The sequence below is a fragment of the Maribacter thermophilus genome, from assembly GCF_001020565.1.
Lineage (GTDB): Bacteria > Bacteroidota > Bacteroidia > Flavobacteriales > Flavobacteriaceae > Maribacter > Maribacter thermophilus.
This window is the reverse complement of record NZ_LDAS01000001.1, coordinates 1,734,117-1,750,414: the sequence shown is the minus strand read 5'-3', so window position 1 is coordinate 1,750,414 and position 16,298 is coordinate 1,734,117. Positions and strand designations below refer to the sequence as shown.

General features: G+C 38.4%; 16 protein-coding genes and 2 tRNA genes. 9 read left to right on the top strand and 9 right to left on the bottom strand.

The genetic code is table 11. The annotated features are described in order from the left end of the window. Positions 1–14: 14 nt before the first annotated feature. From AB657_RS07530 to AB657_RS07515, 4 genes are all read left to right on the top strand, one after another. On the top strand, positions 15–1,361 hold the full coding sequence (locus AB657_RS07530) for a peptidylprolyl isomerase (RefSeq protein WP_157491820.1): 1,347 nt from the start codon (positions 15–17) through the stop codon (positions 1,359–1,361). A 2-nt stretch (positions 1,362–1,363) separates the two neighbouring features. Next, complete coding sequence (locus tag AB657_RS07525) at positions 1,364–2,317, top strand: AAA family ATPase (protein WP_047245929.1); 954 nt, start codon at positions 1,364–1,366, stop codon at positions 2,315–2,317. A 186-nt stretch (positions 2,318–2,503) separates the two neighbouring features. Further along, positions 2,504–4,777 (top strand): aconitate hydratase, encoded by a 2,274-nt coding sequence (locus AB657_RS07520; protein ID WP_047245928.1) that lies wholly within the window; start codon positions 2,504–2,506, stop codon positions 4,775–4,777. A 77-nt stretch (positions 4,778–4,854) separates the two neighbouring features. After that, on the top strand, positions 4,855–5,409 hold the full coding sequence (locus AB657_RS07515; protein WP_047245927.1) for a TlpA family protein disulfide reductase: 555 nt from the start codon (positions 4,855–4,857) through the stop codon (positions 5,407–5,409). An 11-nt stretch (positions 5,410–5,420) separates the two neighbouring features. Here AB657_RS07515 and AB657_RS07510 read toward each other — a convergent pair whose 3' ends face one another. The 6 genes from AB657_RS07510 to AB657_RS07485 all read right to left on the bottom strand — a co-directional run bounded on the left by AB657_RS07510 (position 5,421) and on the right by AB657_RS07485 (position 9,593). Next, complete coding sequence (locus AB657_RS07510; protein WP_047245926.1) at positions 5,421–5,867, bottom strand: sterol desaturase family protein; 447 nt, start codon at positions 5,865–5,867, stop codon at positions 5,421–5,423. Continuing rightward, complete coding sequence (locus AB657_RS07505; protein WP_047245925.1) at positions 5,868–6,707, bottom strand: phytoene/squalene synthase family protein; 840 nt, start codon at positions 6,705–6,707, stop codon at positions 5,868–5,870. Positions 6,708–6,716: 9 nt separating this feature from the next. After that, positions 6,717–8,174 carry a phytoene desaturase family protein gene (locus tag AB657_RS07500; protein WP_047245924.1) on the bottom strand — a complete coding sequence of 486 codons (1,458 nt, stop codon included), beginning with the start codon at positions 8,172–8,174 and terminating at the stop codon, positions 6,717–6,719. Positions 8,175–8,182: 8 nt separating this feature from the next. Further along, on the bottom strand, positions 8,183–9,076 hold the full coding sequence (locus AB657_RS07495; protein ID WP_047245923.1) for a MerR family transcriptional regulator: 894 nt from the start codon (positions 9,074–9,076) through the stop codon (positions 8,183–8,185). Positions 9,077–9,195: 119 nt separating this feature from the next. Next, a tRNA-Leu gene (locus tag AB657_RS07490) sits at positions 9,196–9,279 on the bottom strand. Between the two features lie 241 nt (positions 9,280–9,520). Further along, a tRNA-Lys gene (locus AB657_RS07485) sits at positions 9,521–9,593 on the bottom strand. Between the two features lie 130 nt (positions 9,594–9,723). On the opposite strand from AB657_RS07485, the gene AB657_RS07480 reads away from it, so the two are divergent. Next, entirely contained in the window at positions 9,724–10,248 is a 525-nt protein-coding gene (locus AB657_RS07480) for a shikimate kinase (RefSeq protein ID WP_316933212.1), read from the top strand. Here AB657_RS07480 and AB657_RS07475 read toward each other — a convergent pair. Then, complete coding sequence (locus tag AB657_RS07475; protein ID WP_047245922.1) at positions 10,240–10,737, bottom strand: phosphoribosyltransferase domain-containing protein; 498 nt, start codon at positions 10,735–10,737, stop codon at positions 10,240–10,242. The genes AB657_RS07480 and AB657_RS07475 overlap by 9 nt on opposite strands. Before the next feature lie 97 nt (positions 10,738–10,834). Next, positions 10,835–11,218: an RNA-binding S4 domain-containing protein gene (locus tag AB657_RS07470; protein ID WP_047245921.1), complete on the bottom strand. Its 384-nt coding sequence runs from the start codon at positions 11,216–11,218 to the stop codon at positions 10,835–10,837. 77 nt (positions 11,219–11,295) lie between these two features. On the opposite strand from AB657_RS07470, the gene AB657_RS07465 reads away from it, so the two are divergent. Further along, positions 11,296–12,264 (top strand): FKBP-type peptidyl-prolyl cis-trans isomerase, encoded by a 969-nt coding sequence (locus AB657_RS07465; protein ID WP_047245920.1) that lies wholly within the window; start codon positions 11,296–11,298, stop codon positions 12,262–12,264. Between the two features lie 77 nt (positions 12,265–12,341). Here the strand turns inward: AB657_RS07465 and AB657_RS07460 are convergent, their stop codons facing one another. After that, on the bottom strand, positions 12,342–12,932 hold the full coding sequence (locus tag AB657_RS07460; protein WP_047245919.1) for an outer membrane beta-barrel protein: 591 nt from the start codon (positions 12,930–12,932) through the stop codon (positions 12,342–12,344). Between the two features lie 238 nt (positions 12,933–13,170). Between AB657_RS07460 and tgt the strand changes: the two genes are divergently transcribed. From tgt to AB657_RS07445, 3 genes are read left to right on the top strand one after another with little or no spacing between them, the layout of a single operon-like run. Further along, positions 13,171–14,301 carry a tRNA guanosine(34) transglycosylase Tgt gene (gene tgt / locus AB657_RS07455; protein ID WP_047245918.1) on the top strand — a complete coding sequence of 377 codons (1,131 nt, stop codon included), beginning with the start codon at positions 13,171–13,173 and terminating at the stop codon, positions 14,299–14,301. Next, a complete protein-coding gene (locus AB657_RS07450) occupies positions 14,301–15,383 on the top strand; it encodes an LptF/LptG family permease (RefSeq protein ID WP_084696397.1) in 1,083 nt (360 codons plus the stop codon). The genes tgt and AB657_RS07450 overlap by 1 nt, the downstream gene beginning before the upstream one ends. Then, on the top strand, positions 15,370–16,251 hold the full coding sequence (locus tag AB657_RS07445; protein WP_047245916.1) for a DMT family transporter: 882 nt from the start codon (positions 15,370–15,372) through the stop codon (positions 16,249–16,251). Before AB657_RS07450 ends, AB657_RS07445 begins: the two co-directional genes overlap by 14 nt. The last annotated feature ends 47 nt before the right edge of the window (positions 16,252–16,298 follow it).

Genomic DNA, 16,298 nt, shown 5'->3' with positions numbered 1-16,298 from the left:
AACAGGCAGAAGCAATGGATAGCGTTGCAGAAGCCACTGTTGAAACCAAAAAGGACTCTACAAACAATTTTAAAAAACTAAAATTGGACGGTATTGCCGCAGTGGTAGGTGATTACGTAATATTGGAATCAGACATTGAAAAGACCTTGATCGATTTAAAAAGCCAAGGCGCATCTACAGAAGATATTACCCGTTGTAGTCTTTTGGGCAAATTAATGGAAGATAGGTTGTATGCGCACCAAGCTGTTCAGGATAGTATATTGGTGTCCGACGATGAGGTGAATGCCGTAGGAGATAGACAACTTCAGTCCTTAGTACAGCAAATAGGGTCCATAGAAAAAGTGCTGAAGTATTACAAAAAGGAGGATGAGCAGAGTTTTAGGGAAGAGTTGTTCAAGATCAACAAGCTTAGAATGCTTTCCGAGAAAATGCAGCAAGATATTATTGCCGATATAGAAATAACGCCAGAGGAGGTTCGTCAGTTCTTTAATAAAATACCAGAGGACGAACGTCCTGTATTTGGTGCGGAATTGGAAATTGCCCAAATTGTAAAGGCACCTAAACCAACAGAGGCCGAAAAGCAAAAGGTTATAGATAAACTGAACCAGATTAAAGCTGATGTAGAGGATAACGATGCAAGTTTTAGTGTAAAGGCGATATTGTATTCACAAGATCCAGGTTCAAAGTCCAAAGGTGGATTTTATAGTATCACCAAGGATACCGGTTTTGATAAAACATTTAAGGATGTGGCCTTTAGTTTAAGGGAAGGAGAGGTCTCAGAACCTTTTGAGACCATTTTTGGGTATCACATCATATATATTGAAAAAATTAGGGGGCAAGAGCTGGATCTAAGGCATATTTTAATGCAGCCAGAAATATCCCAAGAAGCATTGGACGAGGCGAAGAGGGAGTTGGATACCATTCGAAAGAAAATTATGGATGGTGAATTTACCTTTGCCGAAGCAGCACTAAATTTTTCAGATGAAAAGGAAACCAAATTCGACGGGGGGCTTTTAAGAAACCCAAAAGACTTTAGTTCTCGTTTTGAGTTGACAAAAATGGATCCAACACTCTACAATCAAGTAAGAAATCTAAAGGACAATGAAATTTCTTATCCAATATTGGAAGAAGATCCCAGAGGGGGGGCTTCAAAATATAAGATACTTCAGGTAACCAATCGCTATGATGAACATGTAGCCGATTTTGCAAAGGATTATACCAAAATACAGGAGTTGGCCCTTACGGAAAAGCAGTACAAGGCCATTAAAAAATGGATGGACGAACACATCGAGGATACCTACGTAAGTGTAAACGAGGCGAATAGAGAATGCGATTTTGCTAATAACTGGGTAAAAGAATAGGTATGTCTGATGTTGAAGCGGTCAAACTTCTGGTACAGAAGCACAACGCACTTAAAAGTGAAATAGCCAAGATTATCGTTGGCCAAGACAATGTTGTTGATCAAATTCTGCTTTCTATTTATACGGGCGGGCATTCCCTTTTGATAGGTGTTCCCGGTCTCGCAAAAACCTTAATGGTAAATACTATAGCCCAGGCGCTTGGCTTAGATTTTAAGCGCATACAGTTTACCCCGGATTTAATGCCCAGTGATATTTTGGGTAGTGAGGTTCTAGATCAGAACAGAAATTTCAAATTTATTAAAGGCCCCATATTCTCGAATATTATTTTGGCCGATGAGATAAACAGAACACCGCCAAAAACCCAGGCAGCGTTGTTAGAGGCCATGCAAGAAAGAGCCGTTACCATTGCCGGGCAGCAGTATAAATTAGAGTTGCCCTATTTTGTATTGGCAACCCAAAACCCTATTGAGCAAGAAGGAACATACCCATTGCCAGAAGCGCAGTTGGATCGTTTTATGTTTGCGATAGAGTTAAAATACCCTACGGTAAAAGAAGAAATACAGATAGTAAAAAATACGACCTCTACTTCAAAAGTACAGGTGAGACCCCAGTTTAATGCTGAGGAAATTCTTAATGTACAGCAGTTGGTCAGAAGGGTGCCAGTGCCCGATAATGTGGTAGAGTACGCCGTAAACCTGGTCAACGGTACCCGGCCAAATTTAGAAACGGCATCCGATTATGTAAAGCAATACGTTGATTGGGGGGCTGGCCCAAGAGCATCGCAAAACCTTATATTGGCTGCAAAGGCTCATGCAGCGGTCAACGGAAAATACTCTCCCGACATAGAAGATGTTCAGAAAGTTGCCTATGGTATATTGAAGCATCGTATAATCAAAAACTACAAAGCCGAAGCCGAGGGCATTTCGGAAGAGGCTATTATAGGTAAGTTACTTTAATATTTAGTGCGGTGCCGCCTGATATATGGTCGTAATGAGGCTCTTTTTTGGTGTTCTTTTTTTAAACTTAGGGGGGTAAATTACATGGATTGGCAAAAAAGCTATTAATCCTGTGACTTAAATTTTAATTGCCCCATAGATTTTCTTAATTTTACGGAATTGCTTTAACCTTAAAATAAATAAATAATGGCATTCGATATTGATATGATTAAAGGGGTGTACGCCAATATGGCCGAACGGGTGGATAAAGCTCGTGAACTAGTGGGGAGACCGCTGACCCTTTCGGAGAAGATTTTGTATTCACATCTTTGGGACGGTAGCCCGACGAAGGTATTTACAAGAGGTAAGGATTATGTTGATTTTGCTCCGGATCGTATTGCATGTCAAGATGCAACGGCACAAATGGCATTGCTTCAATTTATGCAAGCAGGTAAGCCAAAAGTGGCCGTACCTACAACGGTACACTGCGACCATTTGATTCAGGCTAAAAGTGGTGCTGCGGCCGATTTAAAGTCTGCGAACAGTACCAGTGCGGAAGTATTTGACTTTCTAGAATCCGTGTCCAATAAATATGGTATAGGTTTTTGGAAACCGGGAGCCGGTATTATTCACCAAGTTGTTTTGGAGAATTATGCTTTTCCTGGTGGAATGATGATCGGTACCGATTCTCACACCGTAAACGCCGGTGGATTGGGAATGGTGGCTATTGGTGTCGGTGGGGCCGATGCCGTAGATGTAATGGCAGGTATGGCTTGGGAGCTGAAGTTTCCAAAATTGATAGGGGTAAGATTGACCGGTAAAATTTCTGGTTGGACCGCTCCAAAAGATGTAATCTTAAAAGTAGCCGAAATATTGACCGTAAAAGGTGGTACAGGTGCTATCGTAGAATATTTTGGTCCTGGGGCCAAAGCTTTGTCATGTACGGGTAAAGGTACCATATGTAATATGGGGGCTGAGATAGGAGCTACCACTTCTACCTTTGGATATGACGAATCTATGGAAAGGTACCTTAGGGCTACCGATAGGGCAGATGTTGCCGATGCGGCCAATGCCGTTAAGGAACATTTGACTGCGGATGCCGAAGTGTATGCAGATCCAGAGAAATATTTTGATCAAGTGATCGATATTGACCTTTCTAAACTTACACCGCTTTTAAACGGACCTTTTACTCCGGATCTATCTACTCCCGTAGGAAAGGATATGACAAAAAAGGCAACCGAGAACGAATGGCCTATGCAAGTTGAGTGGGGTCTGATCGGTTCTTGTACCAACTCTTCTTATGAAGATTTATCAAGGGCTTCCTCGATTGCACAGCAAGCCTTGGACAAAGGATTGAAAATAAAAGCGGAATTAGGAATCAACCCTGGTTCTGAGCAAGTACGTTACACTGCGGAGAGAGATGGTATTTTGGGTATATTCGAAAAATTGGATGCCAAAATATTTACAAATGCATGTGGACCATGTATCGGGCAATGGGCAAGATATAGTGATCCCAAAAATGCACCTAAGAACAGTATAGTACATTCTTTTAACAGAAACTTTGCCAAACGTGCGGATGGCAACCCTAATACACACGCTTTTGTGGCATCTCCAGAAATTACCGCGGCCATTGCAATTGCGGGCCGATTGGATTTTAATCCTATGGAGGACACTTTGATCAATGAAGACGGTCAAGAAGTAAAATTCGATGAACCAACAGGATGGGAATTGCCTCCAAAAGGTTTTGAAGTAGAGGATGCCGGTTATTTGGCACCTATAGAAGATGGTTCTGGAGTTGAAGTTGTCGTTAGTCCGGAGTCGGAAAGACTACAATTGCTAGAGCCCTTTGTACCTATTAAGAACGAAGAGTTGCAAGGTGTTAAATTATTGATCAAGGCCTATGGTAAATGTACTACCGACCATATTTCTATGGCCGGACCTTGGTTGCGTTTTAGAGGGCATTTGGACAACATTGCCAACAATACCCTTATAGGTGCTGTCAATGCTTTTAACAAAAAGACAAATTTGGTAAAAAACCAATTGACAGGTGAATATGAAGGTGTGCCAGATACGCAAAGGGCATATAAGGCCAAAGGAATAAAATCTATCGTTGTGGGTGATCATAACTATGGAGAAGGCTCCTCTAGAGAACATGCCGCTATGCAACCTAGACATTTAGGTGTTGCCGCTGTCTTGGTCAAGTCTTTTGCTCGTATCCATGAAACTAATTTGAAGAAACAAGGTATGTTAGGGTTAACGTTCGCCAATGAGAACGATTATGACCTAATTCAAGAAGATGATACCTTTAACTTCTTGGATATTGCAGATTTTGCACCCGACAAGCCTTTAACTATTGAGGTTGTTCATGCAGATGGCAGTAAAGATACCATTATGGCGAACCATACCTATAACGAAGCTCAGATTGGCTGGTTTAGGGAAGGTTCTGCATTGAATGTAATCAAAAAGGAAAACGCTGCTTAACATATAAAGCAAAATAAGTAAAGAAAACTCCCGATAATATTCGGGAGTTTTTTAGTTTTGGGTACTACATTTTAAAAATGAAGAGACAAACTGTTTATACGCTTTTAATAATCGCTTTTGTTTTATCTTTTTTCGTGACCCCTCTAGGTGACTACAGCAAAATTTTATTGAATAGATGGTTGGCAACCGCCCCTACCATTATCAGTAAGGAGAATAGGGGTAAAATATCGGATTACGATTGGAAATTGAAAGATGAAAAATGGAATCAGTTTAATTTTGAAGAGGCTAGGGGCAAGGTGGTTTTTATCTCTTTCTGGACTTCATGGCATTTACCGTCGCAAGCGCAATTGAAAGACATTCAATATTTATACGATAAGTATAAGGGAAGGGTAAATTTTTATATCATAACCAATGAGGAGCGGGCGCCTGTAGAATTGTTTATGGAAAAAGAAGGGTATACATTTCCGGTTACCTATCAAATTATTGGCGAGAGGAGTCCCCTGGGTATTTTAAAGCCGCCAGGATCTTATATTTTGGATAAGAACGGTTATGTGGTGGTCCATCAAAATGCAGTTGCCGATTGGGACAACTCAAAGACCGATCGTTTAATTCAAAGCTTACTGGAAGAGTAGGGCTTGTAGTTTTACTTTTTAAAGTATTTAAAGGGAACCATTAACATCCCAAAACATTCCCCGTCTTTTTTGCCTAAATGTTTATGGTGCATCTTGTGGGCTCTTCTAACTCCTTTTGCATACCAATGATTGGCATTTCTAAATAGTTTAAACCTTTGGTGAATAAAAATATCATGAACTAAAAAATAGGCGATACCATAGGCTAAAATTCCAAGACCTAATGGCCATCCATACCAGTAACCGGTGCTTCCCAAATAAAATAGCACCATACTTACAATGGCATAAAAAATAAAAAAGGCGTCATTTCTTTCGAACCAAGAATCATGGTCTTTTTGGTGATGATCTTTATGTAGGCTCCATAAAAAACCATGCATAATATATTTATGGGTAAACCAGGCCATGAATTCCATAAAAAGGAAGGTGCCTAAAAAAATCGATATCCAGATTATAACATTCATTTAGACTAAATTCATTTTGTATTTTACATAAGACCGTGCCAAAAGGCTAAACTTTTCATAGTTGGGTACTCTTATACGAGCACTTTTAATATCCAAAGAAGGGGTGTTCTGTAGTTTTTTTAATAGGCGATAATAATATCGGTAAGCTGTAAAAACCCCAAATTTGGCTTCTATAGGTAGTTTTATGATGCCAGAGTAACCTAGTTTAAAATCGGCCTTGATTTCATTTACAATTGCGGTTTTAGAGCTTTCGTTGAGGGCAGAAAGATCTGTGTTGGGAAAATAAGACCTATTTAGTTCTTCAAAATCGGTTTTTACATCCCTGAGGAAATTTACTTTTTGAAATGCCGACCCCAAGGCCATTGCCGACTCTTTAAGGTTGTCATATAGTTCGTCAGAGCCCTTTACAAAAACTTTTAGGCACATTAGGCCTACAACGTCCGCAGAACCATAGATGTACTCTTTATATTCTTCATTTGTCTTGTAAATAGTCTTGGTTAGGTCTGTCCTCATGCTTTTCATAAAAGAGGAGACTAAGTGTTTTGGAATGCGATACTTGTGAAAAGTATGCTGAAATGAATTTAAAATGGGGTTTAAGCTGATTCTATTGATCAATGCTGCTTCAAGATCTTCTTCGAATTTATTAAAGAGTAGATGCTTATCGTATTCATGAAAAGTGTCCACGATTTCGTCCGCAAACCGCACAAAACCATAAATGTTGTATATATCGCCCCTTATGGAGCTATGAAGCATTTTAGTTGCCAAGGCAAAGGAAGTGCTATAGTTTTCGGTAACTATTTTGCTGCATTGATACGATACCTTGTCAAATGTTGGTTTCATAGCTATAAGTTAGGTATTTTTTATGATAAGTTCAGAAACTAGTTTTCCAGAGATCAAAGAAGGGGGAACACCGGGGCCAGGCACCGTAAGCTGACCTGTAAAGAACAAGTGCTTTACTTTTTTACTTTTAAGTCTAGGTCTTAAAAAGGCGGTTTGCGAAAGGGTATTTGCCATGCCGTAGGCATTTCCCTTGTATGAGTTGTACCGCTCTTTAAAATCGTTTACACAAAAGGTTTCCTTAAATAAGATATTGTTTTTGATCTCTTGGCCTGTTCTAAGTTCAAACCTATCCATGATAATATTAAAATATTGCTCCCGTAGTTGGGGAGTATCTTTGAGATTAGGGGCAATGGGGACCAGAAAAAAACCTGTCTCACAGTTTTCCGGAGCCATTCCCTTATCGCTTATGGATGGAAAATTGGCGTAGAAAAGTGGGGCGGAAGGCCATTGGGGGGTATCGTATATTTCTTTTGAGTGGGTATCAAAATCCGTGTCAAAGAAAAGATTGTGGTGTTCTATGTTTTTCAACTTTTTGTTAAACCCGATATAGAAAAGAAGTGATGAGGGGGCGAAGGTTTTTTTGTTCCAATACGATTCAGGGTATTGTCTGTGGTCTTTGTCCAAAAGACTCTCTGAATGATGGTAGTCGGCACCGCTAAGAACAATATCGCATGTAATGGTTTTTTCATTGCAGATGATGCCTACGCTCTTGTTGTTTTTTACCAAAATCTTATCGACAGGGCTATTGGTGTGTATTTTGACTCCGAGTTCTGTAGCCAAAGATGCCATAGCTTTAATAACTTGGTACATACCGCCCTTTGGGTGCCACGTGCCAAGGCCAAAGTCAGCGAAATTCATAAAGCTATAAAATGAAGGGGTGTTGCTTGCCTTTGCACCAAGAAAAAGAACGGGAAACTCTAAGGTGGCGATTAATTTTGGGTTGTTAAACTTTTTCCTAACAACGTTACTGATGGTTTTAAAAAACTGGTCTACTTTTAATATGGTTTCTTTGGTGACCAATTCAAACGGTGAGAGTCCTGGTCTAAGCACAATCTTGTTAATGGCAATATCGTAGTTTTCTTGGGCTTCGGAAATAAATTTTCTGAGTTTGGAGGCGCTTCCTTTTTCAATCCGTTCAAATTCCGTACATATTTTGTCCATAGAGTCCCCAATGGTAATGACATCGTCGGAAAAGAAAATTTTATAGGCCGGACTCAGCTTGTCCAAGGTATAATAGTCAGATGTGCTTTTGTCGAAATCATTAAAAAACTTGTCAAAAATATCGGGCATCCAGTACCAACTGGGTCCCATGTCGAACGTGAATCCGTCTTTGGTCAATTGAGATGCCCTACCACCGATAACGTCGTTTTTTTCGTAGATGGCTACCTCGTAGCCTGCTTTTGCCAAATAGCAAGATGCGGATAACGAAGAAAAACCAGAACCGATTATAACAACGTTTTTGTTCATAAGCGACTTTATAGTTCGTTGACCACTTGGTCTATAGAGGTGAATGTTTTTATATAGTTGGGCAATTTTGAAACCTCTACATGTTTTACCTGTCTGCCCAATATCCAAAAATTGGGATTTGAATATTTTGAGGCCATATTTTCAAAGTTGCGTATGTATGTGTTAATGTGGTCTTTGTCCGGTTTTACCGTAAAGTATGATAGGAAATAGATGTTCTCAAAGTATCTCATAACATCTACAAGGTTTTCCAGCGGTACGGTTTGCCCTAGGTAAACGCATTTGTAACCCTTTGATAAAATCTCATAATTAAGGTATAGAAGGCCTATTTCATGAATTTCATTTTCTGGTAAGAACGAAACAAATACTTTGTCGGTCTTGGTAGGGGTGGGTTGTTGGACTTTTTCTGTGTTGATTAAGATTTTCTGTTTTATCAAGCCGGTAATAAAATGCTCATGGGCGGGGCTTATGGTATCTGTCTGCCACAACAATCCAATTTCGTTTAACAAAGGAATAAATGTTTCTTTGAATACTTCTCTAAAACTACGGGTGCTCAGCAATTTGTTGTACGTTTCAAAAAAAAGTGTTTGGTCAAAGTTGACCATGGCCAATTTGAACGTATTTAAGACATGGGAGTTATTGTTCTTTTTTGATACCACTTCTTTGACTCTTAGTGGTATTTCTGCTTCTGGTATTTTGGCTATTTTGGATATTTTGTAACCATTGTGATATAGTAATGTTACATTTAAGAGCTTTTGTAAGCTGGCGATACTATAGTTTCTAATGTTGGTATCGGTACGTTCGGGAGATAAAAGGTTGTACCTTTTTTCCCAGATTCTAATGGTGTGTGCTTTAATGCCTGAAAGGTTTTCCAAGTCCCTAATGCTAAATACTTTTTTTGGCATTGTTTATTTATTTATGTAAAAAGTTAAACAAATTTACGATTTAAGATGAAACAAAGCCTTTAAAAGAAGTTAAATTGTTCAAAAACAAAAAAAGGCCGGGTAAATTACCCGGCCTTAAGTGCCCACGACTAGATTCGAACTAGCACGTTCTTACGAACACTACCCCCTCAAGGTAGCGTGTCTACCAATTTCACCACGTGGGCAAATTTTATTTTAGCGTCGGTAAAGATATAAAGGTATCTTTTAAATCAAAGAAAAAATCATCTATAACTGTGTAAAAGAACCCTATTTATCTATTGTTCAAAACATTCTTTGGTCTTCTGTTTGCCAAAACCAATTTTAAACTAAACCTCTCTTACAAAAATGTTTCTACCGAATGCTTTTTCAACACAAAAAATAAAGCCTTGTCTATCTTTAGATAAGCAAGGCTTTTGTATTTGAAAGTGACCGGGCTGGGGCTCGAACCCAGGACCCTCTCCTTAAAAGGGAGATGCTCTACCAACTGAGCTACCAGGTCATAATTTCAGTGCAAATCTTTTCCCGTTTGCGGGTGCAAATATAAAACCATTTATTTATTTCACAAGCCTATTTGGTGAGAAATTTATTTTTTTTTGAAATCAGGTCAAATTAGCTGAATTTTACAGAAAATGTCAGAGGTGAAAATTGTATTGTTGGGATATATGGGCAGTGGTAAGACCACCATTGGAAAAATTTTGGCTAAAGAATTGAAATGTAATTTTTTAGATTTGGATGAGTACATTGAAACTGCCGAAAAAAAGGATGTAAAAAGTATCTTTAAAGAGAAGGGAGAGGTGTATTTTCGAAAAAAGGAAAATTTTTACCTCAACGAAATTTTAGCAAAAAAAAATAATTTTGTTTTGTCTCTTGGAGGGGGAACACCTTGTTTTGGAAATAATATGCAGCAGATTAATGAGGCTACCCAAAACTCTTTTTACATTAGAACGGATATAGCGGATCTTACGGCCAGACTTTTGAACCAAAAGGCGGAAAGACCTTTAATTGCGAATTTGAGCAATAACGAACTTCCCGAGTTTATAGCCAAACATCTTTTTGAAAGGAGCTATTTCTATAATCAGGCACACCATACAGTACACAATAAAAATAAGACCCCAGAAACGGCAGCGCAAGAAATAAGAGAACGTTTAGTCTAGGAAAACGCGATTTTTTTTAGGCTCGAACAGTACGTTTACGTGCTCTTGCAAAGATGTGGAAAGTGAAATTCCCTTAAAATCGGCCTTAACAGGATATTTTTTGTGGTTTCGGTTTACCAATACAGCTGTTTTAAGCTGTTTTAAAGGAGTTTTTAAAAAGTGGTGTACACCGTATATCAACGTGGTACCCGAATTTAGGACATCATCTACTAAAACCACTGATTTGTTTTTGTAATCTTCTTCGGGCAATGATGTAGATACCCCGCTTTCCAATGGGTTGGACTTATCCATCATTACCTTGCACAAGGTAATTTCTGCCGGGGTAATTTTTTTAAGTACGGTTATTATTTTTTTAGCAAAATTAAGACCGCCACCCACAATGCCTGCAACTATGATCTCTTTTTCCGTTACGTTGGCCTCATAGATCTGATAGGCGATACGTTCTATTTTGTGCTGAATTTGTTGGTGGGTAAGAATGTTTTGTTCCATAATCAAAATTACTCTTTACGAGTTTACAAGTTAGCTATGTTTTTATGATTTTTATGTATTGCTGGGTAGATTTGTGTTAAAATCGACCGCATGGTGCTTAATCCGTTTCGTCTAAAGGAGTGTCGAGATAATCGTCTATTTCTCTCCGGTCTTTTTTTGTAGGGCGTCCTGTTCCTTTCTTTCTATAATATTCTTTGGAAAACTTTAAAAGTTCGCTATGTTCAAAAGCTTCTTTTGGTGTGGTATCCTTTCTGTAGATATCCACTAATTTGGCCCCGACCCTGCTAGGGGGTATGTCCAAAACCGTAAACTGATAGTCGATTTGATTTTTTCTTACTACAATTTTATCCATAGGAAAAACCTCCCGACCAGGTTTGGCCACTTGGTCATTGATCTTTACATGCCCTTTTTTACACGCAGTGGTGGCAAGGTTGCGAGTTTTAAAATAACGGGTACTCCATAAGTATTTGTCAATGCGCATGGCAAACTAAAATCTTTGTTAACTTAACTCCACAAAAATAAGGGAAAATTGTATCTTGCAAGCTTAAAATATTGTTGATGAAATTGAAAAATATCTTTGGTGTAGCTCTGGCAATTGGTTGCATATGGTCATGTAAAAATGATGATGATGACGAAATAGAAGTAGTTCCGCCTAGATCTATTATTGAAGTGTCGGCGGAAGATGATGAGGAGATTGTATCTTTTTTGAAAACGCATTTTTTTAATTATGAGGACTTTCAAAATCCCCCTGCCGATTTTGATTACAAAGTTGTTTTTGACACTATTGCCGGTGATAATAGTGACAAGGTCTCTATATATGACAGTAATGAACTTGAAGGTATAGAGTTAGGCTCAGAGGTAATATCCGTTAAATCTTCTGATTTTGGTATCTCTGACGAAGAAGAAGCCGACCATACCTTATATTATTTAATTGCTAGGCAAGGAGCTAAGGAAGGGAAACCGACCATTGGTGATAATGTCTACTTAAGATATGAAGGGTTGCTTTTAGACGGTACGTTGTTCGATGCTTCAGCCAATCAGCCCGTACAATTCAATCTTTCTACCGTGGTTAGAGGATTTGGTAATGGTATGGAATACTTTCAAACCGGTATGGGGCCTATAGAAAATGGAGACGGTACGGTAAGTTATGAAGGTTATGGGGTAGGGGCGATATTTATACCTTCTGGTTTGGCCTATTTTAATAATACTTCGGGGTCTGTAATATCTTCTTATTCTCCCTTGATCTTTAAAGTAGATGCTTTTGCCTATGAAAAAGATACCGATTATGACGGTGATGGCATCCCTTCTTATTTGGAGGATGTTGATGGAGATGGTAATTTAAATAACGACAATACGGATGTAGAAACCGAATTTACATCGTATTTGGCCAACTATAACGACCCTGATGATGATGGGGACGGTATACCTACCATAGAGGAAATAGAATTGGACGATGACGGTAATTTTGTAGGCTTCATTGATACCGATGGTGATGGGGTTCCAGACCATTTGGATAATGACTTATAATAATAGTATGGCATTATAAAATAAAAAGCTCTCATTTAGTATGAGAGCTTTTTTTGTTTTTTGTTGGTTATGACGAACTATATTTTTAAGGATAAACTTAAAATCAGTTGATCAGGCCTAGTGTCTATTCTACTGGTGCCTACCGTAGTAATGTTCGTATTGATAAAGGTAGCTTCGTTATCGCTAAAACCTCTTTCGTAACGTAGGTCTATTCCTAATTTACCAAGGTTTACCCCGGCACCTATGTTCATACCAACGGTAAAATCGTTTTCTACATCGTCTATCGTAATACCATCGTACTCGGTATCCAATATATATTGAAAAGAAGGACCGGCAAAAACATGCAATGGGCCAATAACTTTAACACCCAATAAAATAGGAGCGTCTAGTTTGCTCATGTCAAAATCGTCACCATTGTAATCAGATTTGGTTTTTGTATAGACCAATTCTGGGCGCACATAAATTTTTGCTACACCGAGTTTACCAAAAATACCAAAATGGTAGCCTACATTTCTATCAGGGTTACGGGCAACATCACCTGCAGATTCAAAATAATCGCCATTGGCATTATAGTTTAAACCTGCTTTAATACCGAATCCGGATTCACTCTGGGCCATCGCTGATAACCCTGTCAATAACATAACAGTGAGAAAAAGTACTTTTTTCATATAGTTTTATTTTAATTGAAATAACTGATATCAAGAACAATACCAATTATTTCAATACTCGTTATACCATCAAAACGGTAGGTGTTCGCGTTTATTGTTTCATAAAACGGACATCAATGTTAATTCTTGGTCTATGTACATTGTTCGTTATTATTGGTAGAAACATAAAAGCATCTTTAACTTTTATTAAGTTTTATAGACTAGTAGTTCATTATCTTTGCAACTTTATTCTAGACTATTGAAATTTACTTTACATAAAACCGATACGCTTAGCAAGGCAAGAGCAGGTACCATGGTTACAGATCATGGAAAGATACAGACACCTATATTTATGCCTGTTGGCACCGTGGCATCTGTAAAAGGAGTGCATCAAAAGGAATTACGGGAAGAAATAGATCCTGATATTATTTTAGGAAATACCTACCATCTGTTTTTACGACCAAAAACCGAAATACTTCATAAAGCAGGTGGGCTGCACAAGTTTATGGGATGGGATCGTAATATCTTGACAGATAGTGGCGGGTATCAGGTATATTCTTTATCGGCCAACAGAAAGATAAAAGAGGAAGGAGTCAAGTTTAAATCGCATATAGACGGTTCCATGCATATGTTTACGCCCGAAAATGTTATGGAAATTCAAAGGGTGATAGGGGCCGATATTATTATGGCTTTTGATGAATGTACCCCGTACCCATGTGATTACAACTACGCTAAAAGATCTATGCATATGACCCACCGTTGGTTAGATAGATGTATAGATCACTTGAAAAAAACACCTTTCGCCTATGATTATTCCCAAAGTTTTTTTCCAATAGTACAAGGGTCTACCTATAAAGATTTGAGAAAACAATCTGCGGAGTATATCGCCAATGCCGGAGCTGAAGGCAATGCTATTGGAGGGCTTTCTGTTGGGGAACCGGCAGAAGAAATGTATGCCATGACAGAGGTGGTGTGCGATATTTTGCCCGAAGACAAGCCAAGATATTTAATGGGAGTGGGTACGCCCATTAATATATTGGAGAACATTGCTTTGGGTATAGACATGTTTGATTGTGTAATGCCTACAAGAAATGCCAGAAACGGAATGCTATTTACGGCACACGGAACCATAAACATCAAGAACAAAAAATGGGAAGATGATTTTTCTCCCATAGATGAAATGGGAACTACATTTGTAGATAGGGAATACTCCAAGGCTTATTTAAGGCACTTATTTGCCGCCAACGAGTATTTGGGCAAACAAATTGCAACGATACACAACCTAGGTTTTTATCTTTGGTTGGTTCGTGAAGCCAGAAAACATATATTGGAGGGGGATTTTTATACCTGGAAAAACAGTATGGTAAAACAAATGGATAAAAGACTATAGTGCTTACAATTATAGATAAATATATACTAAAGCGTTATCTGACCACCTTTGCGGTGATGTTGCTCTTGTTCATACCCATAGGGATCATGGCAAACCTCGCCGAACAGATTGGTAAGATGATAGATAATGAGGCACCTTTAAATGAAATATTGGTGTATTATCTAAACTTTACGATATATATAGGCAGTCTTTTATTTCCCATTTTTCTTTTTTTATCGGTCATATTTTTTACCTCAAAATTGGCCAATAATACAGAGATTGTTGCGATTTTAAGTTCCGGGGTCTCTTATGGAAGGTTTTTAAGGCCCTATTTGATAGGGGCCACCATTATTGCCATAATTATGTTTTTTATGACCATGTTTATTGTGCCACAGGCAAGTATTGGTTTTAACGAATTTAAATACAAGTACTTAAAGCGTGGTAAGCAAGATAGGGTCACCAATAATATATTTAACCAATTGAACGAAACCGATTTTATCTACGTAAGTAGTTTTGATCCGGCAAGGCAATTAGGGCATAATTTCACCTTTGAAAGGTTTAACGAAAATAATAAGTTGGATTTTAAGATTTCTGCACAGAACATAAGATGGGTAGAGAAAGATAGCAATTACAGGTTAACCTCGTATGTAAAACGTAAAATGGTGGGCGACTCGGCCCACATAGAAAGAAAAAGAAGATTGGATACCGTCTTTTCTTTTAAGATAGATGATCTTACTCCGGTATCTTATGTTGCGGAAACCAAAAATTTGTTCGAATTAGATAAGTTTATTGCGGATCAAAAACGTAAGGGAGCTTCAAATATTAATACCTATATTTTGGTGAAATATAAAAGGTGGGCCTTACCGTTGACGGCCTTTATCTTAACGATTATTGCCGTAGCTGTATCCTCTGTAAAAAGAAGGGGAGGAATGGGAGTGAACCTTGCCTTTGGTATATTGGTGGCCTTTGTTTTTATCTTTTTTGACAAGGTTTTTGGTACGTTGGCAGAGCAATCCGGTTTTTCTCCTTTGTTGGCCGTTATTATTCCAAACGTACTCTTTGGTATCTTGGCTTTTTATCTTTTACAAAATGCAAAAAGATAGGACGTTAAACCTAATCCATTTACATTTTATAGTTTTTATCTGGGGGTTTACGGCCATTTTAGGTAAGTTAATATCCATAGATTCCTTGCCCTTGGTTTGGTATCGAATGACCATTGCTGCATTGGCGATTCTTGGTTATATGCTTGTTTCGGGTTTTAGTTTTAAGGTTGATAAAAAAACTTTTTTATGGTTGGTATTGGCCGGTATTGTGGTTGCAGGGCATTGGGTTACGTTTTTCTATGCAATTAAGATAGCTACTGTTTCGGTTGCGTTGGCCATGATGTCCACAGGAGCTTTTTTTACCGCCTTGTTAGAACCGTTGTTGTTTAAGCGTAAAGTGATCGCCTATGAAATTCTATTTGGATTAGCGGTGATAATGGGGCTAATGCTCATTTTTAGGGTAGAGTCTACCTATAAAGAAGGAATGGTCGTAGCATTGTTATCCGCATTTTTGGCCGCTGTTTTTTCCCTCATCAATGCAAAATTGGTTAAAAATCATAGGCCCTCTGTGATATCATTTTATGAGTTGGGGATAGGTGTACTCTTCTTGTCATTGATTATGGGGTATAGAACTAATTTCGATTTGCACTTTTTTGAAATTGACATGGCCGATTGGTTTTATTTATTGATTTTGGGGCTTGTTTGCACTTCCTATGCTTTTATAGCCTCTATAAAGGTTATGCGCGTTTTAACCCCTTATACAGTAATGCTAACGACAAATCTAGAGCCTATATATGGTATTGTACTGGCATGGTTTATTTTTGGGGCCGACGAAAAGATGAACCCTTTGTTTTATGTGGGTGCTTTAATTATACTGATTACAGTAGTCTTGAACGGAATACTAAAATATAAGACTCGGATAAAATAGGTGGAGCGCTCTAGAATACTTATTAAAGTTTTATCTTTGCCTGCACA

Excerpts from the sequence above, each read along its gene's own strand:
- AB657_RS07495 (WP_047245923.1), bottom strand. The coding sequence starts at position 9,076 with ATGCCAAAAAAAGTATTTAGCATTAGGGACTTGGAAAACCTTTCAGGC.
- AB657_RS07525 (WP_047245929.1), top strand. The coding sequence starts at position 1,364 with ATGTCTGATGTTGAAGCGGTCAAACTTCTGGTACAGAAGCACAACGCA.
- AB657_RS07475 (WP_047245922.1), bottom strand. The coding sequence starts at position 10,737 with ATGGAACAAAACATTCTTACCCACCAACAAATTCAGCACAAAATAGAA.
- AB657_RS07520 (WP_047245928.1), top strand. The coding sequence starts at position 2,504 with ATGGCATTCGATATTGATATGATTAAAGGGGTGTACGCCAATATGGCC.
- AB657_RS07470 (WP_047245921.1), bottom strand. The coding sequence starts at position 11,218 with ATGCGCATTGACAAATACTTATGGAGTACCCGTTATTTTAAAACTCGC.
- AB657_RS07530 (WP_157491820.1), top strand. The coding sequence starts at position 15 with ATGGATAGCGTTGCAGAAGCCACTGTTGAAACCAAAAAGGACTCTACA.
- AB657_RS07500 (WP_047245924.1), bottom strand. The coding sequence starts at position 8,174 with ATGAACAAAAACGTTGTTATAATCGGTTCTGGTTTTTCTTCGTTATCC.
- AB657_RS07505 (WP_047245925.1), bottom strand. The coding sequence starts at position 6,707 with ATGAAACCAACATTTGACAAGGTATCGTATCAATGCAGCAAAATAGTT.
- AB657_RS07445 (WP_047245916.1), top strand. The coding sequence starts at position 15,370 with ATGCAAAAAGATAGGACGTTAAACCTAATCCATTTACATTTTATAGTT.
- AB657_RS07460 (WP_047245919.1), bottom strand. The coding sequence starts at position 12,932 with ATGAAAAAAGTACTTTTTCTCACTGTTATGTTATTGACAGGGTTATCA.
- AB657_RS07480 (WP_316933212.1), top strand. The coding sequence starts at position 9,724 with ATGTCAGAGGTGAAAATTGTATTGTTGGGATATATGGGCAGTGGTAAG.
- AB657_RS07515 (WP_047245927.1), top strand. The coding sequence starts at position 4,855 with ATGAAGAGACAAACTGTTTATACGCTTTTAATAATCGCTTTTGTTTTA.
- AB657_RS07510 (WP_047245926.1), bottom strand. The coding sequence starts at position 5,867 with ATGAATGTTATAATCTGGATATCGATTTTTTTAGGCACCTTCCTTTTT.
- AB657_RS07465 (WP_047245920.1), top strand. The coding sequence starts at position 11,296 with ATGAAATTGAAAAATATCTTTGGTGTAGCTCTGGCAATTGGTTGCATA.